A 21,422-nucleotide genomic window follows, 5' to 3' on the forward strand; every position below is an offset into this window, starting at 1 on the left:
CGTACCGCAGGCTCAACAGCACTTGGGCCCGGACTTGCCACCGTAGCGTGCTTCCTGGCGTTCGCGGAAGAACGCCTCGTAGCTCATCACCGGCTTGTCCGGATGCGTTTTCTGCATGTGTTCGACATAGTTGTCGTAGTCGGGCATGCCGACCATCAGGCGGGCTGCCTGCCCCAGGTATTTGCCCAGTCGACCCAAGTCGTTGAACATGATTGCAGTCCTCTCGATTACGCGTCAGGCAACGCCTGGAACGGGGTTTCCTTGTCGCTGCGTTCTTTGCGGCCCAGGGCGGCGTAGCCGACCTTGATGGCGAAGAACAGAATGCTGAAGACCACCAGCAGGAACAAGATCGTCAGGCCCGCGTTGGTGTAGGCGTTGAAGATCACGTGCTGCATTTGCCCAATGTCCTTGGCCGGGGCCAGTACCTGGCCGGCGTCCAGCGCAGTGCTGTACTTCTTGGCCAGGGCCAGGAAGCCGACAGCCGGGTTGGGGTCGAACAGCTTGATCAGGCCTGCAGCCGTGGTGCAGATCAGCAGCCATACGGCCGGCAGCAGGGTGACCCAGATGTAGCGCTGACGCTTCATCTTGATCAGCACCACAGTACCGAGCATCAAGGCGATACCGGCCAGCATCTGGTTGGAGATACCAAACAGCGGCCACAGGGTGTTGATGCCACCCAGCGGGTCGATGACGCCCTGGTACAGCAGATAGCCCCAGAGTGCCACGCAGCCAGCAGTGGCAAGCAGGTTGGCCCCCCACGATTCAGTGCGTTTGAGTGCAGGCACGAAGCTGCCCAGCAGGTCCTGCAACATGAAGCGCCCGGCACGGGTACCAGCGTCTACCGCAGTGAGGATGAACAGCGCCTCGAACAGGATCGCGAAGTGGTACCAGAAGGCCATGGTGTTTTCACCTGGCAACACCTGGTGCAGGATCTGCGCGATACCGACCGCCAGGGTTGGCGCACCGCCGGCACGGGCCAGAATGGTGTGCTCGCCGATGTCACGGGCAACGGCTTCGAGCTGCTCAGGTGTAATCAGGAAGCCCCAACTGCTGACGGTCTGCGCCACCGACGCGACATCGGTACCGACCACTGCAGCCGGGCTGTTCATGGCGAAGTACACGCCCGGTTCGATCACCGAGGCCGCAACCATGGCCATGATGGCGACGAACGATTCCATCAGCATGCCGCCGTAGCCGATATAGCGGGCGTTGGTTTCGTTATCCAGCAGCTTGGGGGTGGTCCCCGAGGAAATCAGCGCGTGGAAGCCGGACACCGCACCACAGGCAATGGTGATGAACAGGAACGGGAACAGGGTACCCTTCCACACCGGGCCCGTACCGTCGGTGAACTGGGTCAGCGCCGGCATTTTCAGCTCGGGAGCGATGATCAGGATACCGATGGCCAGGCCAAGGATCGTGCCGATCTTGAGGAAGGTCGACAGGTAGTCACGTGGCGCCAGCACCAGCCACACTGGCAGCACGGCGGCGACAAAACCGTAGCCCACCAGCATCCAGGTGATCTGCACGCCGGTGAACGTGAACGCCGGGCCCCACACCGGGTCCGCAGCGATCACGCCCCCCAGCCAGATCGAGGCCAGCAGCAGTACCACGCCAACCACCGAGATTTCGCCAATACGGCCCGGACGGATGTAGCGCATGTAGATGCCCATGAACATCGCGATCGGGATGGTCGCCATCACCGTGAACATGCCCCAAGGGCTTTCGGCCAGGGCCTTGACCACGATCAGTGCCAGCACCGCGAGGATGATGATCATGATCAGGAAGCAGCCAAACAGGGCGATGGTGCCCGGGATTCTGCCCATTTCCTCGCGCACCATGTCGCCCAGCGAGCGCCCATTGCGGCGGGTAGACAGGAACAGGACCATGAAGTCCTGCACCGCACCGGCCAGCACCACGCCGGCGATCAGCCACAGCGTGCCGGGCAGGTAGCCCATTTGCGCGGCGAGTACCGGCCCGACCAAGGGGCCCGCGCCGGCGATGGCAGCGAAGTGGTGACCGAAAAGAATGTGTTTGTTGGTCGGGACGTAGTCCAGGCCGTCGTTGTTGAGCACCGCAGGGGTGGCACGGCGCGGGTCGAGTTGCATCACCTTGGTGGCGATGAACAGGCTGTAGTAACGATAGGCGACCAGGTAGATGGCCACTGCCGCGACCACGATCCACAAGGCGTTGATCGCCTCGCCGCGACGCAGGGCAACCACACCCAGTGCGCAGGCGCCTATGACTGCCAGCGCCAGCCACGGAATATGGCGTAGCAGGCTATTATTGTTGTTCATGGTTAGCTTCCAGCTGGTGGATTGGAAAGACCGCCCACCGAGTCTAGGGCCAGTCAAGCGGCATTGCCACACTTGCTTCGTTCTAGAGCCTCTGCGGCCTGATTGCAGTACCTGATGCACATGCAACTCTAACTATAGTCAGGATGACACCTGATGACCTATCGAGGATCCAAGCCATGAGCGATCATGACGAACGCCGCCGCTTTCAACGCATCGACTTCGATGCCCCCATCGAGCTGCGCCAGGGGCTGAAACGCTGGCCTGCAAAGCTGCTGGACCTTTCACTCAAAGGCTTGCTGATCGAACGCCCCGCAGGCTGGGATGCCGACCTGACTCAGGACTTCGACGCCATCATCGAGCTGAACGAGGATGCCCGTGTGCAGATGCAGGTCGAACTGCGCCACGAAGAACCGGACCGCCTGGGCTTCATCTGCCTGTACATCGACCTCGACTCGATGAGCCATTTGCACCGTCTTGTAGAATTGAACGTGGCTGACAGCACCGAAATGATGCGTGAGCTGCGCGAACTCATCGAATAATGAAATCTCTTAGCTAGCTAATAGCCCTCCCGCCTGGTGTTTCTTGTCTACCCAGACAGCTTTAAGCCTGGGTAGCGATGCTTTGTACACACCCTTCTAATACAGCTTCTGCCAAGTTGGTACGCCTTCTGCATTGGGTTTTAACACACCCTGCAGCCAGATCTGTTCGCGCTCCGATCAAAATATTGTATACAATTTTTGTGGCAATCATTTGTAGGAAGTGTCTACAGTAGCGGCACAACAATAAACAGAGAGCCTGCTCCATGACTACGTCCCCTAGCACGTCTCCCGCCAAGCGACCCGAGGATGAAAACCTCGGCCTTGGTGCCAACCTGGCCTATGGTCTGCAGCATGTGCTGACCATGTATGGTGGGATCGTCGCAGTACCCCTGATCCTGGGGCAGGCCGCGGGCCTGAATGGTGCCGAAATCGGCATGCTGATCGCCGCCTCGCTGTTCGCCGGTGGCCTTGCCACCCTGCTGCAGACCCTTGGCCTGCCGTTCTTCGGTTGCCAGTTGCCACTTGTGCAAGGCGTGTCGTTCGCCGGTGTGGCGACCATGGGCGCGATCCTGAGCAGCGAGGGGGGCGGTGGCCTGCCAGGGGTGCTCGGCGCGGTCATGGCTGCGTCGCTGATCGGCTTTCTGATCACACCGGTGTTTTCGCGCATCACCAAGTTCTTCCCGCCGCTGGTGACCGGTATCGTCATCACCACCATCGGCCTGACCCTGATGCCGGTTGCTGCACGCTGGGTAATGGGTGGCAACAGCGCCTCGCCGGAGTTCGGCAGCATGGCCAACATCGGCCTGGCCGGTCTGACCTTCGCCATCGTGCTGCTGCTGAGCAAGCTTGGCAGCGCCACCATCTCACGCCTGTCGATCCTGCTGGCCATGGTGGTCGGCACGCTGATCGCCTGGGCATTGGGCATGACCGATTTCAGCAAGGTCAGCGAAGGCCCGATGTTCGCCTTCCCCACGCCTTTCCACTTTGGCATGCCGGAGTTCCACATCGCCGCGATCCTGTCGATGTGTATCGTGATCATGGTCACCCTGGTGGAAACGTCGGCCGATATCCTCGCCGTGGGTGAGATCATCGACACCAAGGTGGACTCCAAGCGCCTGGGCAACGGCCTGCGCGCCGACATGGCATCAAGCATCCTGGCGCCGATTTTCGGTTCGTTCACCCAGAGCGCGTTCGCCCAGAACGTCGGCCTGGTGGCCGTGACCGGGGTCAAGAGCCGCTACGTGGTGGCTACCGGCGGCGTGATTCTGGTGGTACTCGGCCTGCTGCCAGTCATGGGCCGGGTGATTGCCGCCGTGCCTACCCCGGTACTGGGCGGCGCCGGTATCGTGCTGTTCGGCACCGTGGCGGCCAGCGGTATCCGCACTCTGTCCAAGGTCAGCTACAAGAACAACGTCAACCTGATCATCGTCGCGGCCTCGCTGGGCTTCGGCATGATCCCGATTGCCGCGCCGACCTTCTACCACCACTTCCCGAACTGGTTCGAGACCATCTTCCATTCCGGCATCAGCTCGGCGGCGATCATGGCCATCCTGCTGAACCTGATCTTCAACCATTTCACCACCGGCAACTCCGAAAACCAGTCAGTGTTCGCTGCAGCCTATGAGCGCACCATCCAGTATTCGGACATTTCCGCGCTGCGTGATGGGGACTACTTCAAAGATGGCAAGCTGTTCGATGCCGAGGGTAACGAAGTACCGATGCTGGAACTGGACGAGCATGGCAATGAAACGGTCAGGCGCACGGCGGTTGCCGAGCACTGACGGGTTGCAGGAGCGAGCTTGCTCGCTCCTGCACGCTATTCGAACAATGCATCCAGCGCCTGTTCCAGCCGGGTAACGGCAATCACCTGCAACCCCGCAGGCGCTTCTTTCGGCGCATTGCCCTTGGGTACGATGGCACGCTTGAAGCCGTGCTTGGCCGCTTCCTTCAAGCGCTCCTGGCCACTGGGTACCGGCCGTACCTCGCCCGACAAGCCGATCTCGCCAAACACCAGCAAACCATGGGCCAGTGGCCGGTTACGCAAGCTGGACATCACCGCCGCCAGCAGCGCCAGGTCCGAAGCCGTTTCCAGCACCTTCACCCCGCCGACCACGTTGAGAAACACATCCTGGTCATGGGTCGGGATACCGCCATGGCGGTGGAGCACCGCCAACAACATGGCCAGGCGGTTCTGGTCCAGGCCCAAGGTTACCCGCCGCGGGTTGGCCAGATGGCTATCGTCGACCAGCGCCTGCACCTCGACCAGCATTGGCCGGGTACCCTCCCAGGTTGCCATCACCACACTACCCGGCACCTCTTCCTGAGTACGGTTGAGGAAGATCGCCGACGGGTTGGATACCTCCTTGAGGCCACGATCGGTCATGCCGAACACGCCCAGCTCGTTGACCGCGCCAAAGCGGTTCTTGACCGCCCGCAGCAAGCGCAGCCGGCCATCGGACTCACCTTCGAAATACAGCACCGTGTCGACCATGTGCTCCAGCACCCTTGGGCCAGCCAGCGAGCCTTCCTTGGTCACGTGGCCGACCAGAAAGATTGCCGTACCGCTTTGCTTGGCATAGCGCACCAGCAACGCTGTGCTTTCGCGCACCTGGGCCACGCCGCCCGGGGCCGATTGCAACTGCTCGGTGAAAATGGTCTGGATCGAGTCGATCACCATTACCCGCGGCTTCTCGACCCGCGCCGTGGCAATGATCGTCTCGATGCAGGTTTCGGTCATCACCTTGAGCTGGTCCTGAGGTAGGCCCAGCCGCCGCGAACGCATGGCCACCTGCTGCTGCGACTCCTCCCCCGTGACATACAGGGCCGGCATGCCCACGGCGATGTTGCACAAGGTCTGTAGCAAAATGGTCGACTTGCCGATGCCGGGGTCACCGCCAATCAGCACCACCGAGCCATCCACCAGGCCACCACCCAGCACGCGGTCCAGTTCGGTGCTGCTGGTCGTGAAACGCGGGATTTCCTCGACACTGACTTCGGCCAGGGTCTTGATCTGCGCCTGCTGTCCTGTCCAGCCAGCGCGGCCGCTACTGGGTGCAGCAGCGCCGCCGCTTTCGATCATGGTTTCGACCAGGGTGTTCCAGGCCCCGCATTCGCCGCACTGGCCGGCCCATTTGGGGAAGGTCGCGCCGCATTCGGTGCAGCCATACAAGCGCTTGGCCTTGGCCATGGGTGGGGTCTCCTGGAAAAATTCGCCATGATAACTGAGCAGGACGTGTCTCGAACGCCTCAAGATGCGACAAAACTATTCGTTCTAACTGCAGTCTGTAGCCCTGAACACAACGCATGAAGCGTTTAAGTGGCTTACACTGCGTTTACCTCACCTTTTGTTACAAGGAACCAAACATGGGCGTGCTCAACGAGTTCAAGGCTTTCGCAGTCAAAGGCAATGTCGTCGACATGGCGGTCGGTATCATCATCGGCGCGGCCTTCGGCAAGATCGTCTCGTCCTTCGTCGGCGACGTGATCATGCCGCCACTGGGCCTGCTGATCGGTGGCGTGGACTTCAGCGACTTGGCCATTACTTTGAAGGCTGCTGAAGGTGACGTGCCAGCGGTGATGCTGGCGTATGGCAAGTTCATCCAGACCGTGATCGACTTCCTGATCGTGGCCTTTGCCATCTTCATGGGCGTGAAGGCGATCAACAAGCTCAAGCGTGAGGAAGCCGTGGCGCCGACTACGCCGCCTGTGCCTTCGGCTGAAGAGACGCTGCTGACCGAAATCCGCGATTTGCTCAAGACGCAGAACCAGAACCGCTTGCCCTGAAATTGCCGGGGGCGCTGTGGGAGCGGGCATGCTCGCGAAGAAACCAATGCGGTGGATGGCACCGGCTTCGCCGGTGTTCGCGGGTAAACCCGCTCCTACATGGCGGCCTGTGTCCAACCTCCGATGTGTGTCCACCACCAATCTGCGTAGGAGCGGGTTTACCCGCGAATACGGTGGCGGCAGCAACGGTGAACGGCGGGTGGAGATTGGCCACCAGGCCCGGCCCTTTCGCGCGTGAACCCGCGCCTACAGGCCCGCAACGGCCGCATTGGTCTTACCAGTAGTTCTCGACTGCCACCTGCCCCGGACGCTTGCTCAGGCTCAATTGCAGGTCTCGCGCCTTGAGGACCTTGCGGGTTTCGTCGATCATTTCCGGGTTGCCGCACAGCATCACACGAGAATGCTCCGGCGACAGTTCAAGCCCTGCCGCCCTCTCCAGCTCGCCATTCTCGATCAACGTCGTAATCCGCTGATTCAACGCCCCAGGGTGTTGTTCACGGGTCACCACGGGAATGAACTGCAACTTGCCCGCGTACTCGGCCAGATAATCGCGCTGTTCCAGCCCGGCAATTTCATCCACATAGGCCAGCTCCTTCGCTTCGCGCACTGAATACACCAGCTTGATGCTGTCAAAGCGCTCCCAGGCCTCAAAGTCCTGCAGGATCGACATGAATGGCGCAATGCCGGTACCGGTAGCCAGCAGCCACAGGTCACGACCACCGACGAAGCGGTCGAGGGTGAGAAAACCGAACGCCTGGCGGTCGATCAGCAACGTATCGCCTGCCCCCAAACGGCTCAGCTCACTGGTGAACTCACCACCTGGCACCACGATGGAAAAGAAATCCAGGTGCTCGTCATGGGGGGCGCTGACCATGGAATAGGCGCGCCACACCACACTACCATCGGCCTTGGTCACACCTAGCCGGGCGAATTGGCCGGAACGGAAGCGGAACCCCGCATCGCGCGTAACCCGCAGGCTGAAGAGGTTCGGCGTCAGTGGCTGAACGTCAAGCAGTGTCTGGCGAGTGAACTTTTCGGCGCTAGCGGTCATATCGGGCTCCAGGGTTGGCGTGTGCACAGTGTCGCCTAAAGTGGCCAGGATAAAAACCACCGCTTTGTAGGGCCTCATCCAGGGTGAACGTGCCGAACTCGCAGAAAATCCTGTTCGCTATAACAAAAAAATCCCAACAGGATGGTAGGTCTTTTCCTACAGTCATCCGGGTACTCAAACGGATTGGATCCTGCGCGCCCCAAGGAGTGTTTCAAATGCTTCACTGGAAACCCGAGTATCTTCAGGCGTTCGTCAGCGAACGCAGCCCGCAGAAGCTATTCGACATCGCAGTCCATCTGGCTCAGGACCTGGACATGGATTACCTTGGGCTGAACATCCGCATTCAGATCGCTACGCAAACGCCAAGGCTATACCTCTACAGCAACTACCCAAGTGAGTGGATCGAGCGCTACCAGCGCGACGACTTCTACAAGCAAGACGCGGCGGCGAACCTGAGCCACAGCTCGACGATGCCGGTGCTGTGGACCGATGAGCTTTACAAGGAAGCCCCGCAATTTCGCGAAATGGCCTGCCTGCATGGCTTGCGCCACGGCTGGACACAGTCGCTTCACGATCAGCAGCACAACGAAAGCCAGATCAGTGTCGCTCGGCCAAACGGCCCCATCGATGAGGTCGAACTGTACGACAAAGCCGGGAGCGTGCAGTGGCTGTGCCACGCCCTCCACGCGGTACTGGGCGAGCACCATCTGAACGCGCTATGCCCACCCCAACCGAAAATGAGCGAGCGCGAACTGGAGGTGCTGAAATGGTCTGCCGCCGGAAAGACCGCTGCCGATGTTGCCTCCATCCTCTCGCTGTCGCAAAGCACGGTCAATTTCCATATCCGCAGCGTGATCACCAAGACCAACGCAGCCAACAAAGCCGGAGCCATTGCCATTGCCGCCTTGCGTGGCTGGATCTGATCTTCGAACCTGCGACCTCGGGCAAAGCCCTGTAGAATCGCCCGGCAAAGCCCGGCGCGAACCGCAACGGGCAGTTTCGTACCCGAGCCAGACGCCATGCCCCTGTTGACCACCCCCTATGCCGAACTCGACCTGATCCGCCAGCCGGAGCAGGCCAACGACCCGTTGCAGGCCTTCGATGCCGCCGACGAGTACCTGCTTGCGCAGCTACACGATCAGGCACCCGACGCCAATTGCCGGGTACTGGTGCTCAATGACAGCTTCGGTGCCCTGGCCGCAAGCCTTGCAGGCCAACTGCAGGTGGTCAGCAGCGGTGACTCGCACCTGGGGCACCTGGCCCTGGAAAAGAACCTGGCGCGCAATGGCCTGCCGTTCGACAGTGTGCCGTTCGTACCGGCCAGCGAACACTGGCAAGGCCCGTTCGACCGGGTGCTGGTGCGTGTACCCAAGACCCTGGCCCTGCTGGAAGAACAACTGATCCGCCTGCAAGGCCAGTTGGCACCCGGTGCGCAGGTGATTGCCGGGGCGATGATCAAGCACCTGCCGCGGGCGGCCGGCGACCTGATGGAAAAGTACATCGGCCCCGTACAGGCTTCGCTGGCCCTGAAAAAGGCCCGTTTGCTGACAGCAACGGTTGCCGAGCGGCCGCTCGCCAAGTCCCCCTACCCCAGCTGCTACCGCCTCGACGTGCCGGCACTTGACTTGATCAACCACGCCAACGTGTTCTGCCGTGAAGGCCTGGATATCGGGACGCGGGCGTTCCTCCCGCATCTACCACGCGACCTCGGCCGTGCGCGGGTGGCAGACCTGGGCTGCGGCAACGGCGTGCTCGCAATCGCCAGCGCCCTGGCCAACCCGGAGGCCGAGTACACCCTGGTCGACGAGTCGTACATGGCAGTGCAATCGGCGCAGGAGAACTGGCTGGCAGCGTTGGGCGAGCGCCCGGCGACCTTCTTCGCGGCCGATGGCCTGGCCGGGCTGGAGAAGCAGTCGCTGGACGTGGTGCTGTGCAACCCGCCGTTCCATCAACAGCAGGTAGTGGGCGATTTCCTCGCCTGGCGCATGTTCCAGCAGGCGCGTGAAGCGCTGGTGGTAGGTGGGGCGCTGTACATCGTGGGTAACCGGCACCTGGGCTATCACAGCAAGCTGGCGCGGTTGTTCCGGGGGGTGGAGCAGGTGGCGGCAACGCCCAAGTTCGTCATTCTGAAAGCCCGCAAGTAGGCGCGCCACCGCCCCCGTAGGAGCGGGCTTGCCCGCGAACACCGGCAACGCCGGTGCCATCTAGCGCGTTGCCTGCTTCGCGGGCAAGCCCGCTGCCGCTCTTTATCAATGTGTGGTCAGGCCCGCCGCCCCCATGAACAGCCGCATCACCCAGGCCGCCACACCCAGCGCTGCGACGCTCATTGCCCAGATCAGCAACAGCCAACCCAGTCGCTGCCACAGCGGTTTCTTGTCTTCCAAACCATGTTTGCCAGCCATCATGCGGCCCTCCTAGTGGTAGCCGTCTTCGTGGGTGACCTTGCCGCGGAACACATAGTAGCTCCAGAAGGTATACATCAGGATAAACGGCAGGATGAACAGGGTACCCACCAGCATGAAGCCCTGGCTTTGCGGTGGCGCTGCGGCATCCCAGATCGAAATCGACGGCGGGATGATGTTAGGCCACAGGCTGATTCCCAAGCCGCTGTAGCCAAGGAAGATCAGTACCAGTGTGAGCAGGAACGGCGTGTAGTGCGCGTTGCGTGCCACCGCTTTGAGCAACCCGTAGAAGGTCACCAGCACCAGCAGCGGCACCGGCATGAACCAGATCAGGTTGGGCATGCTGAACCAGCGGTCGGCAATCTGCGGGTAGGCGATGGGCGTCCACAGGCTGACGATACCGATCACCACCAGCAGCACCAGCGCCAGCGGCCGGGCCATATCGTGCATCTTCTGCTGCAGCGGCCCTTCGGTCTTCATGATCAGCCAGGTGCAACCCAGCAAGGTGTAGGCCACGATCAACCCCAGCCCGCAGAACAGGCTGAATGGGGTCAACCAGTCCAGGGTGCCACCGGCAAAATGCCGGTCGACCACCTTGAACCCCTCCAGGAACGCGCCCAACGCCACGCCCTGGAAGAAGGTGGCGATCAGCGAACCCCAAATAAAAGCCTTGTCCCAGATGTGCCGCTTGTCGGCCTTGGCCTTGAAGCGGAACTCGAAGGCCACGCCCCGGAAGATCAGGCCGATCAGCATCAGGATCAGGGGCAGGTACAGGGCCTCGAGGACCACGGCATACGCCATCGGGAAGGCACCGAACAGTCCGGCACCGCCCAGGATCAACCAGGTTTCGTTGCCGTCCCATACCGGCGCGACAGTGTTCATCATGACATCACGGTCCTGCTCGCCCTTGACGAAGGGGAAGAGCATGCCGATCCCCAGGTCGAATCCGTCCATCACCACGTACATCATGACGCCGAAGATGATGATCACGGCCCAGATCAGTGGAAGGTCGATACCCATGGTTCAGTTCCCCTCGTTCAGGCTGGCAGAGGTGGCCTCGCGGCCATCATCGGCGGCGGACAAAGGCCGTGCCGGCGTGCGTTTCTGGCCTGGGCCTCCCGGTGTGTGCTCGTCACCCTCGCCGGTCTGCGGCCCTTTGCGTACCAGGCGCATCATGTAGCCAAGGCCGGTGCCAAACAGGGCGAAGTACACCACCACGAACGCTACAAGGGTGAAGCCGAGCTGGGCGTAGCTGTGGTTGGAAACACCGTCTGCCGTGCGCATCAGGCCGTACACCACCCAGGGCTGGCGGCCAATTTCGGTGGTGAACCAGCCGGCCAGCAACGCGACCAGCCCGGATGGGCCCATCCACAGGGCCACATGCAGGAACGGGCGCGAACTGTACAGCGTGCCGCGTTTGCGCAACCACAGGCTCCACAGGCCAACGAAGATCATCAGGAAACCAAGCCCGACCATGATCCGGAACGACCAGAACACAATGGTCGAATTAGGCCGGTCCTCGGGCGGGAACTCCTTCATCGCCGGCACCTGCTTGTCCAGGCTGTGAGTCAGGATCAGGCTGCCGAGCGCCGGGATCTCGATCTTGAACCGGGTAGTCTCGGCCTCCATGTCGGGAATGCCGAACAGGATCAGCGGGGTCGGCTCACCGGGCACGTTCTCCCAGTGGCCTTCGATCGCGGCAATTTTCACCGGCTGGTGCTTGAGGGTATTGAGGCCGTGGAAATCGCCGATCACTGCCTGAATCGGGGCGACGATCAGTGCCATCCACATGGCCATCGACAGCATCTTGCGTACAGCCGGGTTGTCACGCCCACGCAGCAGGTGCCAGGCCGCCGAGGCACCGACGAAGAATGCGGTGGACACGAACGCGGCAGTGGCCATGTGCATCAGGCGGTAGGGGAAGGAGGGGTTGAACACCACCGCAAACCAGTCCACCGGCACCACCCGACCATCGATGATCTCGTGACCTTGCGGGGTTTGCATCCAGCTGTTCGAGGCGAGAATCCAGAAGGTCGAGACCAGCGTACCGAGCGCTACCATCACCGTGGAGAAGAAGTGCAGACCACGGCCGACGCGGTTCCAGCCAAACAGCATGACGCCCAGGAAACCGGCCTCAAGGAAGAACGCAGTCAGTACTTCGTAGGTGAGCAGCGGGCCGGTGACGGCGCCGGCAAAGTCGGAGAAGCGGCTCCAGTTGGTGCCGAACTGGTAGGCCATGACCAGGCCGGAGACCACGCCCATGCCGAAGTTGACGGCGAAGATCTTCGACCAGAAGTGATAGAGGTCACGGTAGACCTGGTTGTGGGTCCGCAGCCAAAGGCCTTCGAGGACTGCCAGGTAGCTGGCCAGGCCAATGGTGATGGCCGGGAACAGGATGTGGAACGACACGGTAAAGGCAAACTGCATTCGGGCGAGCTCTAAGGCCTCTATTCCGAACATGGTGCTTCCTCTTCAGATAATCCGGCGTCCGGGCTTGTGGCCTCAGTCGCCCACTGCCCCCACTGGGTCGAGTACGGCGTGTTGGAATTGTTCTGTTCGATCGCAGGGATTCCGGCCAGACGGCCATTTCATTGATCTGGAACGATTGACCCAGATCAATTAATGCTAGGAAGCATAGTCCCGAATGGCCCGGTGGGCCGTGTGGTGGATTGCCGCGTGACCTGTTGCCTCACCCTCTTTGATTAACAGTAGAAAAGTGCCGACCTGAGCAAACAGTAACCGTTTGTTACAAACAGATGATACGCTGCGCACCCCTCTACTGCGCCGAGGCCCCTGGTTTCCGATGTCCGATTCCGCACCGCAGTTGTTGCGTCACCATCGTCCTTTTCTGGCCTTCTGGCTGGCCCGCGTGTTCACCGCCAGTGGCTTCCAGATGCTCACCGTGGCCATCGGCTGGCACCTCTACCAGTTGACCGGCAACGTACTGGACCTGGGCCTGGTCGGCTTGGTCGAGTTCGCCCCACGGGTGCTGTTCATGCTGCACACCGGCCATGTCGCCGACCGCTATGACAGGCGCAAGGTCGCCGCCCTGTGCCAGTGCCTTCAGGGGCTGATTGCCCTGGCGCTGGCGGTGGGCAGTGCCACCGACAACGTCACCCGCGAACTGATCTTTGCCCTGGCCTTCCTGCTCGGCGCCAGCCGCTCATTCGAAATGCCGGCAACCCAGGCGTTGTTGCCCAATGTGGTACCGGCCGGGCTGTTCCCGCGGGCAGTGGCGGCGTCGGCCTCGGCCACCCAGTCGGCGACCATCGTGGCGCCGGCGGTGGGCGGATTCCTGTATGCCTTTGGCAGCATGTGGGTGTACGGCCCGACGGTGGCCTTGTACGCCATTGCCTGCGTGCTGACCCTGAGCCTGCAGGCGCGCGGCCAGGTCGCACAGCGCGGGCGCGCCAGCATCGAATCGCTGCTGGCTGGCATCCGCTTCATTCGCAGCCGGCCCGACATCCTCGGCGCCATCTCGCTGGACCTGTTCGCCGTATTGTTGGGCGGAGCCACCGCGTTGCTGCCGGTATTTGCCAAGGACATCCTGCTGACCGGGCCGATGGGCCTTGGCCTGTTGCGCTCGGCGCCAGCGGTGGGGGCGTTGCTGATGTCGCTCTGGCTGGCGCGCTTCCCGTTCCAGCGCAACGTCGGGCGGACGATGTTCACTGCGGTCGGCGTGTTCGGCGTGGCGACCATCGCCTTCGGCCTGTCGACCTCGTTCTGGTTCTCGCTGGCGGTACTGGTGGTACTGGGTGCGGCAGACATGATCAGCATGGTCATTCGCAGCTCGTTCGTGCAGCTGGAGACACCGGATGAAATGCGTGGGCGGGTGAGCGCAGTGAACGGCTTGTTCATCGGTGCCTCGAACCAGCTCGGTGAGTTCGAATCGGGGGTGACCGCGCACTGGTTTGGTACAGTGCCGGCGGTGGTGCTGGGCGGGGTGGGCACATTGGTGGTGACCGGGGTGTGGATAAAACTGTTCCCTACCCTGGCCAAGCGGGATCGGTTGCATAACGGGTGATGGGTCATCTGTACCCGCCGCTTCGCGGATAAGCCCGCGCCTACAGGGGACCTTCCCCGCGCAGGGCCAGAAAAACCCATTCCCCAACGGCCATAGGCCCCCGCCATGCATGCTGGTATGATGCGCGGCTTTTTTCCTCCCCACACAAAACCACGGCATCCGGTACGGTCTGTGCTTTGCTGATGGGGTCGATACATTCATGGCGCCGGGGGCGCCTTGGGGAGCGGGCATGCTGGAAAGGCTGTTTCAACTAAGAGCACACAACACCAATGTGCGCACCGAGATTCTCGCGGGCGTCACCACCTTCCTGGCCATGGCCTACATCCTGTTCGTCAACCCGAGCATCCTCGGCGAGACCGGCATGGACAAGGGCGCGATCTTCGTCGCCACCTGCCTGGCAGCAGCCATCGGCTCCGCCACCATGGGCCTGATTGCCAACTACCCAATCGCCCTGGCACCGGGCATGGGCCTGAACGCGTTCTTCACCTACACCGTGGTGCTGCACATGGGCCACACCTGGCAGGTGGCACTGGGTGCCGTGTTCCTGTCGGCGGTGATGTTCTTCCTGCTGTCGATCTTCCGCATCCGCGAGTGGATCGTGAACAGCATCCCGCTGCCGCTGCGTTCGGCGATTGCCGCCGGTATCGGCCTGTTCCTGGCACTGATCGCCCTGCATAACGCTGGCATCGTCGTCGATAACCCAGCCACTTTGGTGGGCATGGGCGACCTCAAGCAGCCTTCGGTGATTCTCGCCACACTGGGCTTCTTCCTGATCGTCGGGCTTGAGTCGCTGAAAGTGCGCGGCGCGGTGCTGATCGGCATCCTGGCCGTCACCGTCGCATCGATCGCCATGGGCGTCACGCCGTTCGGCGGGATCGTGTCGATGCCACCTTCACTGGCACCCACCTTCCTGCAGCTGGACATCGCCGGTGCCCTCGATGTGGGCCTGATCAGCGTGATCTTCGCGTTCCTGTTCGTCGACCTGTTCGACAACTCCGGCACCCTGATCGCCGTGGCCAAGCGCGCCGGCCTGATGGGCAAGGACGGCCACATGCCGAAAATGGGCCGCGCCCTGATCGCCGACAGCACCGCCGCCATGGCCGGCTCCCTGCTGGGCACCTCGACCACCACCAGCTACATCGAGTCCGCTGCGGGTGTGAGCGCCGGTGGCCGCACCGGCCTGACGGCCATCGTGGTTGCCGTGCTGTTCCTGCTGGCGCTGTTCTTCGCCCCCCTGGCCGGCAGCGTGCCGGCGTTCGCCACCGCTCCGGCGCTGCTGTTCGTCGCCGTGCTGATGGCCTCGGGCCTGGCGGAAATAAACTGGGACGACGTCACCGAAGCCGCACCGGTGGTGGTAACCGCCTTGGCCATGCCGCTGACGTACTCGATCGCCAATGGTATCGCCTTCGGCTTCATCGCCTGGACCGCCGTCAAACTGATTTCCGGCCGCCGTCGCGACCTGAACCCGGCCCTGGTGATCCTTTCCATCCTGTTCGTCATCAAGCTAGGCTGGTTCAACGCATGAGTGCTGCTTTCGACCCCTCCTCCTACGCCACCCAACTGGACGCCAAGGTGGCCCGGCTGCGCGAGCTGCTGGCACCGTTCGGCGCGCCGGAACCGGCTGTTTTCGACTCACCGCGCGAGCATTACCGCCTGCGCGCCGAGTTCCGCCTGTGGCGCGAGGATGGCCAGCGCCACTACGCCATGTTCGCCCCAGGCGAGAAGCACAAGGCAATCCTGATCGACGATTTCCCCATTGCCAGCGAACGCATCAACGCGTTGATGCCACGCCTGAAGGCAGCCTGGCAGGCCAGCGAAGAACTGGGCAACCGCCTGTTCCAGGTGGAGTTCCTCACCACCCTGGCTGGCGATGCGATGATCACGATGTGCTATCACCGCCCGCTGGACGAGGCCTGGGAAGTGGAAGCACGGCAACTGGCTGAAGCGCTGGGGGTGAGCGTCATCGGCCGTTCCAAGGGCAAGCGCCTGGTTATCGGCCGCGACTACGCGGTGGAAAAACTCGATGTGGCTGGCCGCGTGTTCAGTTACCGCCAGCCGGAGGGTGCGTTCACTCAGCCCAACGGCGCAGTGAACCAGAAGATGCTCAGCTGGGCCTTCGAGGCCATGGGCGATCGTGAGGATGACTTGCTGGAACTGTATTGCGGCAACGGCAACTTCACCCTGCCGCTGGCCACGCGTGTACGCCAGGTGCTGGCCACCGAAATCAGCAAGACGTCGGTCAATGCCGCACTGAGCAACCTTGACGAAAACGCTGTGGATAACGTGCGGCTGGTACGCTTGTCGGCAGAGGAGCTGACCCAGGCACTGAATGAGGTGCGGCCGTTCCGTCGCCTGGAAGGCATCGACCTGAAGAGTTATCAGTTCGGCACAGTGTTCGTCGACCCACCGCGGGCAGGGATGGACCCGGATACCTGCGAGCTGACCCGGCGTTTCGAACGCATCCTGTACATCTCGTGCAACCCGGAAACGCTGGCAGCGAACATCGCCCAGTTGCAGGACACCCACCGCATCGAGCGCTGTGCATTGTTTGACCAGTTCCCGTATACCCACCATATGGAGAGTGGGGTTCTGCTGGTTCGGCGCTGATCGTTGTATTGCCGGGGCTGCTTTGCAGCCCATTCGCGGGCAAGCCCGCTCCTACATTGATCGGCGTACAGCCCATTGCTCGGCGTACGCAGATCGTTGTAGGAGCGGGCTTGCCCGCGAATGGGCCGCAGAGCGGCCCCAAGCTTCACCTCAGAAGTCGAAGAAGACGGTCTCCCCTTCCCCCTGAATACGGATATCGAAGCGGTACGCCGTCTTCCCATCCACTTCGCAACGCTTGGCAATCAAGGTTTCACGCCGCTGCGGCTGCTCGATCAGGTTGAGCACCGGGCACTTGGCATTGGCCTGGGCCTCGTCATCGAAATACAGGCGCGTGTGCAGGTGGATGTTGATGCCACGGGCAAACAGGCTGATGTTGATGTGCGGCGCCATCGGCACGCCAGCAGCGTTGTTCACCACACCCGGCTTGACCGTTTGCAGCGTCCACTCACCGGCATCGAAGGTGGTAGCCGTGCGGCCAAAGCTGTTGAAGGCATTTTCCAGGTTGTAGGCATCCTGATACTCACCGTTGGCGTCGGCCTGCCACACTTCCAGGAACGAGTCGCGCACCAGGTGGCCGTTTCCGTCGTAAACGTGGCCGATCAGCAGAATGTGCTCGCCCGGGGCGTCTGGCTTGGCCAGGCAGTTCCAGATTTCCTGGTCGCGGGTCGGGTTGCCGGCGGCTTCCAGGGCCAGGCCGATGTGCACATAGGGGCCGGCAGTCTGCGAAGGGGTTTCCGGCAGCAGTTCGATTGGCATGGCGGGGTCCTCAGCAGTTTTCGAAGTGGGTCTTGCGCTGGCCACGCAGCACGATGTCGAAGCGGTAGGCCAGGCAGTCCATCGGGTTGGCGTTGCTCATGTCGAGCTTGGCGATTAACTGCTGCACGGCTTGCGGGTTGGCGATCGACTTGACGATCGGGCACATCGGGATCAGCGGGTCACCTTCGAAGTACAGCTGGGTGATCAACTTGGTGGCGATCGATGGGCCGCTGATGGCGAAGTGGATATGCGCCGGGCGCCAGTCGTTCGGGCCATTGCGCCATGGGTAAGGGCCCGGCTTGATGGTGCGGAAGCTGTAGTAGCCGTCACGGTCGGTCAGGCACCGGCCAACACCACCGAAGTTCGGGTCCAACGGCGCCAGGTAGCGGTCGTTCTTGTGGCGATAGCGGCCGCCGGCGTTGGCTTGCCACATCTCTACCAGAGTGTTCGGCACAGGCTTGCCGTACTGATCGACGACACGGCCGGCGACGATGATGCGCTCGCCAATGGGCAGGCCACCATTATTGAAGTTCAGCAGCAGGTCATGGTCGTGGGCGCCGAAGCCCAGGTGGGAAAAGTCCGGACCAGTGGTTTCGCTGATCGACTGCGGAATGCTGACCAGTGCCTGGCGCGGCGAGCGGGCAACGGAGGTCTTGTAGTCAGGCGTAAGGGCTTTAGGGTGCCAGTTGCGATCACGGATCACGAAGCGGCTGTTGTCCTGGGCGGGCATGCCGGTTTCCTCTCTTGGAATTGTGAGAACGCCTGGGCGTGGCAGGCGGACTTGCAGTTTCCGGCAGGTCGTGCGCAATGAATATTGAAATCGACCACCTCATACATAACCAAATGGTTATGGATTAACACCTTTGCCTGACACCTGCCGCTTTCCTGAACTAATCTTTGTCTTCTTGTTTCACGCTCGGAGAGCATTCATGGAATGGCGAAAAGGCCGACGCAGCGACAACGTGGTCGATGCCCGAGGCGAAGGTGGCGGCGGCGGCATGCGTTTCGGCGGCGGCAAGGGGCTGGGGCTTGGGGCAATCCTGCTGATCGTCGGCATCGGCTGGCTCACCGGGCAGGACCCGTTGCAGATTCTTGGCCAGCTTGCCGGGCAGATGGAGCAGCAACAACAGCAGACGGCACCCAGTGGTGCGGGCGGCAAGGCGCCACCGGCCAACGACCAGCAAGCCGAGTTCGTCGCCTCGGTTCTGGGTGACACCGAAGACACCTGGAAAGCCCTGTTCGCCGAGGCCGGCAAACAATACCGTGACCCCAAACTGGTCCTGTTCAGCGGCCAGGTAAATTCGGCCTGCGGATTTGCCTCGGCAGCGGTTGGGCCGTTCTATTGCCCGGCGGACCAGCGGGTGTACCTGGACATGTCGTTCTTCCGTGAAATGGAAACCCGCTTCGCTGCAGCTGGCGACTTCGCCCAGGCCTACGTGATCGCCCATGAAATCGGTCACCATGTGCAGACACTGCTGGGCGTTTCGGCCAAGGTCGACGCCGCACGACGCGCTGGCCAGCGCATGGAGGGCGACAACGGCCTGTTGGTGCGCCAGGAGTTGCAGGCCGACTGTCTGGCCGGGGTATGGGCATACCAGGCGCAGAAACGCCTGAACTGGCTGGAGCCAGGCGATGTCGAGGAAGCGCTGAATGCGGCCAATGCCATTGGCGACGACCGCCTGCAGCAGCAAAGCCGCGGGCGCGTAGTGCCAGACTCGTTCACCCACGGTACCTCGGCGCAGCGGGTGCGCTGGTTCAAGGCCGGGTTTGCCGAAGGTGAAGTGAACCGCTGCGACACCTTCAGTGCACGCACTCTCTGACACCCGGTGCAACAGGGACCGAGTGAGACCGCTTGCTGACATTTTGCTGAAAAAGCGTTTCAGCTTCCCCAATCATGGCCGATAACCCCTGCACGAATCAGCGGGCATCCAGAACAACAACGCCTCGCGATCGAAGATCAAGAGAGCGAAATCAACTTCTGGAGAGCGTGCATGAACAGCTGGTTCGCCAACATCAGCGTCAACCTTAAACTCGGCCTGGGCTTCGGCCTGGTGCTGGTCCTCACTGGCCTGCTGGCCCTCACCGGCTGGACCAGCCTGGGCAGCCTGATCGACCGTAGCAACTGGATGGGCGATATTGGCCAGCTGAACAAGGACCTCACCGATCTGCGCATTGCGCGCCTGCAGTACATGATCGCCAACGGCGACGATACCGCCGCCGCCAACACCCTGGCCAAGCTGGACGCATTCAGCAAGCAGCAGGCCTACCTGGCCACCACCTTCAAAAGCCCGGAGAACGTCAAGCTGCTGGGTGAGCTGGGCGATACCATCAGTGCCTACAAGCTGTCGCTGAACAAGATGCGCCAGGGCTACGACGCCACCCGCGCAGCGCGCGTTTCCATGGACAGCTCGGCCATTCGCGCCGACCAGGCCATGGATGCGCTCAGCCAGGAGGTGATGGCTCGCCCCGAGGCTGACAGCGTGCGCCTGGCCCAGTACCAGCTGATCAGCAAGGCCCGCCAGCAGCTGCTGCAGGTACGCATCGATGTGCGTGGCTACATCGCCGAGAACAGCAGCGCCAACGAGCAGGCCGCCTTGCGCCAGCTGGATGCAGCACTGGCCGATACCGTCAACCTCAAGCGCCAGCTGCCCAGTGCAGACGCGCGCCTGCAACAGTTCGAAAATGCGGTACTGGCCTATCGTGACGCCGTACGCCAGTTCCGCGACGCGGTTGCCAACATCACCACCTCGCGCGCCGAAATGACGGTGCAGGGCGCCGACATCGTCAAGCGCAGTGACGCGCTGTACCAGATCCAGCTAGAGCGCCGTGACATCGAGAGTACCCAGGCCCGCAGCCTGCAGGCCATCGCCACACTGCTGGCGCTGCTGGTCGGCGTACTGGCGGCGGTGCTGATCACCCGCCAGATCACCCGCCCGTTGCAAGACACCCTGGTGGCCGTGGAAAAAATCGCCAGTGGCGACCTTACCCAGCACATGCGCGTCACCCGCCGTGACGAACTGGGCGTGCTGCAGCAAGGCATCGCGCGCATGGGCACCACCCTGCGCGAGCTGATCAGCGGTATCCGCGACGGCGTCACCCAGATCGCCAGCGCCGCCGAAGAGCTGTCGGCAGTCACCGAACAGACCAGCGCGGGCGCCAACAGCCAGAAAGTCGAAACCGACCAGGTGGCCACCGCCATGCACGAAATGGCCGCTACCGTTCAGGAAGTGGCGCGCAATGCCGAGCAGGCCTCACATGCAGCCACCGGAGCCGATGACGAAGCCCGTGCCGGCGACCGCGTGGTGGGCGAAGCGATTGGCCAGATCGAACGCCTGGCCGAAGACATGCACCGCTCCACCGAGGCCATGAACCTGCTGCAGCAGGAAAGCCAGAAAATTGGTAGCGTGATGGACGTGATCAAGTCGGTGGCCGAGCAGACCAACCTGCTGGCGCTCAACGCAGCGATCGAGGCAGCGCGTGCCGGCGAGGCAGGCCGTGGCTTTGCCGTGGTTGCCGACGAAGTGCGCGGCCTGGCCCAGCGCACGCAGAAGTCTACCGAAGAGATCGAAGAGCTGATTGCCAGCCTGCAGCACGGTACCCAGCAAGTGGCGAATGCCATGCAGGGCAGCCGTACCCTGACCGACAGCAGCGTCGAACTGGCGCGAAAGGCCGGGTCATCGCTGGAGAGCATTACCAGTACGGTATCGAGCATCCAGTCGATGAACCAGCAGATTGCTGCGGCGGCAGAGCAGCAGAGTGCGGTGGCTGAAGAGATCAGCCGAAGCATCCTGAATGTGCGTGATGTGTCAGAGCAGACCGCAGCAGCCAGTGACGAGACAGCAGCGTCGAGTGTGGAGCTGGCGCGGCTGGGTGGGCAGTTGCAGACACTGGTCAGCCAGTTCCGCGTCTGACCGTTGGAACCTGGGGCCGCTTTGCGGCCCCCGACAATCTCCGCGTCAAAGCCGA

19 protein-coding genes are annotated in these 21,422 nt (G+C 62.2%); 10 read left to right on the forward strand and 9 right to left on the reverse strand.

Annotation, left to right across the window (positions count from 1 at the left end):
* Positions 1 to 12: 12 nt before the first annotated feature.
* Both ACF8Q6_RS23735 and ACF8Q6_RS23740 read right to left on the reverse strand, forming a co-directional pair.
* Positions 13 to 210: a YbdD/YjiX family protein gene (locus ACF8Q6_RS23735; protein ID WP_003251633.1), complete on the reverse strand. Its 198-nt coding sequence runs from the start codon at positions 208 to 210 to the stop codon at positions 13 to 15.
* A 17-nt stretch (positions 211 to 227) separates the two neighbouring features.
* The gene (locus ACF8Q6_RS23740; RefSeq protein ID WP_004577217.1) at positions 228 to 2,294 is read right to left on the reverse strand and encodes a carbon starvation CstA family protein; all 2,067 of its coding nucleotides are present in this window, start codon (positions 2,292 to 2,294) and stop codon (positions 228 to 230) included.
* Positions 2,295 to 2,470: 176 nt separating this feature from the next.
* Here ACF8Q6_RS23740 and ACF8Q6_RS23745 point away from each other — a divergent pair, with 176 nt between their 5' ends.
* Together ACF8Q6_RS23745 and ACF8Q6_RS23750 are read left to right on the forward strand one after the other, a co-directional pair.
* Complete coding sequence (locus tag ACF8Q6_RS23745) at positions 2,471 to 2,833, forward strand: PilZ domain-containing protein (protein ID WP_003251630.1); 363 nt, start codon at positions 2,471 to 2,473, stop codon at positions 2,831 to 2,833.
* 263 nt (positions 2,834 to 3,096) lie between these two features.
* Positions 3,097 to 4,614 (forward strand): nucleobase:cation symporter-2 family protein, encoded by a 1,518-nt coding sequence (locus ACF8Q6_RS23750; protein WP_014592353.1) that lies wholly within the window; start codon positions 3,097 to 3,099, stop codon positions 4,612 to 4,614.
* Between the two features lie 35 nt (positions 4,615 to 4,649).
* Here the strand turns inward: ACF8Q6_RS23750 and radA are convergent, their stop codons facing one another.
* Positions 4,650 to 6,020 (reverse strand): DNA repair protein RadA, encoded by a 1,371-nt coding sequence (radA, locus tag ACF8Q6_RS23755; protein WP_003251626.1) that lies wholly within the window; start codon positions 6,018 to 6,020, stop codon positions 4,650 to 4,652.
* Positions 6,021 to 6,196: 176 nt separating this feature from the next.
* On the opposite strand from radA, the gene mscL reads away from it, so the two are divergent.
* Entirely contained in the window at positions 6,197 to 6,616 is a 420-nt protein-coding gene (gene mscL / locus ACF8Q6_RS23760) for a large-conductance mechanosensitive channel protein MscL (RefSeq protein ID WP_014592354.1), read from the forward strand.
* A 274-nt stretch (positions 6,617 to 6,890) separates the two neighbouring features.
* Here the strand turns inward: mscL and ACF8Q6_RS23765 are convergent, their stop codons facing one another.
* Positions 6,891 to 7,667, reverse strand: a complete 777-nt coding sequence (locus tag ACF8Q6_RS23765) for a ferredoxin--NADP reductase (RefSeq protein WP_003251619.1) — start codon at positions 7,665 to 7,667, stop codon at positions 6,891 to 6,893.
* A 215-nt stretch (positions 7,668 to 7,882) separates the two neighbouring features.
* Between ACF8Q6_RS23765 and ACF8Q6_RS23770 the strand changes: the two genes are divergently transcribed.
* Positions 7,883 to 8,590: an autoinducer binding domain-containing protein gene (locus ACF8Q6_RS23770; RefSeq protein ID WP_014859447.1), complete on the forward strand. Its 708-nt coding sequence runs from the start codon at positions 7,883 to 7,885 to the stop codon at positions 8,588 to 8,590.
* Positions 8,591 to 8,686: 96 nt separating this feature from the next.
* Complete coding sequence (locus ACF8Q6_RS23775) at positions 8,687 to 9,811, forward strand: methyltransferase (protein ID WP_012053709.1); 1,125 nt, start codon at positions 8,687 to 8,689, stop codon at positions 9,809 to 9,811.
* 105 nt (positions 9,812 to 9,916) lie between these two features.
* Here the strand turns inward: ACF8Q6_RS23775 and ACF8Q6_RS23780 are convergent, their stop codons facing one another.
* Genes ACF8Q6_RS23780 through ACF8Q6_RS23790 form a run of 3 tightly spaced genes read right to left on the reverse strand, consistent with a single transcriptional unit; the run spans position 9,917 to position 12,529 of the window.
* A complete protein-coding gene (locus ACF8Q6_RS23780) occupies positions 9,917 to 10,072 on the reverse strand; it encodes a DUF2474 domain-containing protein (RefSeq protein ID WP_003251614.1) in 156 nt (51 codons plus the stop codon).
* A gap of 9 nt (positions 10,073 to 10,081) precedes the next feature.
* The gene (gene cydB, locus ACF8Q6_RS23785) at positions 10,082 to 11,089 is read right to left on the reverse strand and encodes a cytochrome d ubiquinol oxidase subunit II (RefSeq protein WP_003251612.1); all 1,008 of its coding nucleotides are present in this window, start codon (positions 11,087 to 11,089) and stop codon (positions 10,082 to 10,084) included.
* Positions 11,090 to 11,092: 3 nt separating this feature from the next.
* Entirely contained in the window at positions 11,093 to 12,529 is a 1,437-nt protein-coding gene (locus ACF8Q6_RS23790) for a cytochrome ubiquinol oxidase subunit I (RefSeq protein ID WP_010955309.1), read from the reverse strand.
* A gap of 343 nt (positions 12,530 to 12,872) precedes the next feature.
* Between ACF8Q6_RS23790 and ACF8Q6_RS23795 the strand changes: the two genes are divergently transcribed.
* The 3 genes from ACF8Q6_RS23795 (at position 12,873) to trmA (ending at position 16,700) form a co-directional block, all read left to right on the forward strand.
* A complete protein-coding gene (locus ACF8Q6_RS23795; RefSeq protein WP_392491403.1) occupies positions 12,873 to 14,093 on the forward strand; it encodes an MFS transporter in 1,221 nt (406 codons plus the stop codon).
* A 229-nt stretch (positions 14,094 to 14,322) separates the two neighbouring features.
* Complete coding sequence (locus ACF8Q6_RS23800; RefSeq protein WP_003251606.1) at positions 14,323 to 15,618, forward strand: NCS2 family permease; 1,296 nt, start codon at positions 14,323 to 14,325, stop codon at positions 15,616 to 15,618.
* The gene (gene trmA / locus ACF8Q6_RS23805; protein WP_012053711.1) at positions 15,615 to 16,700 is read left to right on the forward strand and encodes a tRNA (uridine(54)-C5)-methyltransferase TrmA; all 1,086 of its coding nucleotides are present in this window, start codon (positions 15,615 to 15,617) and stop codon (positions 16,698 to 16,700) included. Before ACF8Q6_RS23800 ends, trmA begins: the two co-directional genes overlap by 4 nt.
* 150 nt (positions 16,701 to 16,850) lie before the next feature.
* On the opposite strand, the gene pcaG is transcribed toward trmA, so the two are convergent.
* Together pcaG and pcaH are read right to left on the reverse strand one after the other, a co-directional pair.
* The gene (gene pcaG / locus ACF8Q6_RS23810; protein WP_010955312.1) at positions 16,851 to 17,456 is read right to left on the reverse strand and encodes a protocatechuate 3,4-dioxygenase subunit alpha; all 606 of its coding nucleotides are present in this window, start codon (positions 17,454 to 17,456) and stop codon (positions 16,851 to 16,853) included.
* Between the two features lie 10 nt (positions 17,457 to 17,466).
* Entirely contained in the window at positions 17,467 to 18,186 is a 720-nt protein-coding gene (gene pcaH, locus ACF8Q6_RS23815) for a protocatechuate 3,4-dioxygenase subunit beta (RefSeq protein WP_009682255.1), read from the reverse strand.
* 199 nt (positions 18,187 to 18,385) lie between these two features.
* Between pcaH and ACF8Q6_RS23820 the strand changes: the two genes are divergently transcribed.
* On the forward strand, positions 18,386 to 19,276 hold the full coding sequence (locus ACF8Q6_RS23820; RefSeq protein ID WP_003251596.1) for a neutral zinc metallopeptidase: 891 nt from the start codon (positions 18,386 to 18,388) through the stop codon (positions 19,274 to 19,276).
* Between the two features lie 129 nt (positions 19,277 to 19,405).
* Positions 19,406 to 21,367, forward strand: coding sequence for a methyl-accepting chemotaxis protein (locus tag ACF8Q6_RS23825; protein WP_392493372.1), 1,962 nt, complete (start codon positions 19,406 to 19,408; stop codon positions 21,365 to 21,367).
* The last annotated feature ends 55 nt before the right edge of the window (positions 21,368 to 21,422 follow it).

This window comes from Pseudomonas sp. GLN_2 (genome assembly GCF_043106005.1).
In the GTDB taxonomy this organism is placed as follows: Bacteria; Pseudomonadota; Gammaproteobacteria; order Pseudomonadales; family Pseudomonadaceae; genus Aquipseudomonas; species Aquipseudomonas alloputida.

Coding starts and splice junctions, on each gene's coding strand:
- ACF8Q6_RS23735 (WP_003251633.1), bottom strand. CDS start 210: ATGTTCAACGACTTGGGTCGACTGGGCAAATACCTGGGGCAGGCAGCC.
- ACF8Q6_RS23740 (WP_004577217.1), bottom strand. CDS start 2,294: ATGAACAACAATAATAGCCTGCTACGCCATATTCCGTGGCTGGCGCTG.
- ACF8Q6_RS23745 (WP_003251630.1), top strand. CDS start 2,471: ATGAGCGATCATGACGAACGCCGCCGCTTTCAACGCATCGACTTCGAT.
- ACF8Q6_RS23750 (WP_014592353.1), top strand. CDS start 3,097: ATGACTACGTCCCCTAGCACGTCTCCCGCCAAGCGACCCGAGGATGAA.
- radA (WP_003251626.1), bottom strand. CDS start 6,020: ATGGCCAAGGCCAAGCGCTTGTATGGCTGCACCGAATGCGGCGCGACC.
- mscL (WP_014592354.1), top strand. CDS start 6,197: ATGGGCGTGCTCAACGAGTTCAAGGCTTTCGCAGTCAAAGGCAATGTC.
- ACF8Q6_RS23765 (WP_003251619.1), bottom strand. CDS start 7,667: ATGACCGCTAGCGCCGAAAAGTTCACTCGCCAGACACTGCTTGACGTT.
- ACF8Q6_RS23770 (WP_014859447.1), top strand. CDS start 7,883: ATGCTTCACTGGAAACCCGAGTATCTTCAGGCGTTCGTCAGCGAACGC.
- ACF8Q6_RS23775 (WP_012053709.1), top strand. CDS start 8,687: ATGCCCCTGTTGACCACCCCCTATGCCGAACTCGACCTGATCCGCCAG.
- ACF8Q6_RS23780 (WP_003251614.1), bottom strand. CDS start 10,072: ATGATGGCTGGCAAACATGGTTTGGAAGACAAGAAACCGCTGTGGCAG.
- cydB (WP_003251612.1), bottom strand. CDS start 11,089: ATGGGTATCGACCTTCCACTGATCTGGGCCGTGATCATCATCTTCGGC.
- ACF8Q6_RS23790 (WP_010955309.1), bottom strand. CDS start 12,529: ATGTTCGGAATAGAGGCCTTAGAGCTCGCCCGAATGCAGTTTGCCTTT.
- ACF8Q6_RS23795 (WP_392491403.1), top strand. CDS start 12,873: ATGTCCGATTCCGCACCGCAGTTGTTGCGTCACCATCGTCCTTTTCTG.
- ACF8Q6_RS23800 (WP_003251606.1), top strand. CDS start 14,323: ATGCTGGAAAGGCTGTTTCAACTAAGAGCACACAACACCAATGTGCGC.
- trmA (WP_012053711.1), top strand. CDS start 15,615: ATGAGTGCTGCTTTCGACCCCTCCTCCTACGCCACCCAACTGGACGCC.
- pcaG (WP_010955312.1), bottom strand. CDS start 17,456: ATGCCAATCGAACTGCTGCCGGAAACCCCTTCGCAGACTGCCGGCCCC.
- pcaH (WP_009682255.1), bottom strand. CDS start 18,186: ATGCCCGCCCAGGACAACAGCCGCTTCGTGATCCGTGATCGCAACTGG.
- ACF8Q6_RS23820 (WP_003251596.1), top strand. CDS start 18,386: ATGGAATGGCGAAAAGGCCGACGCAGCGACAACGTGGTCGATGCCCGA.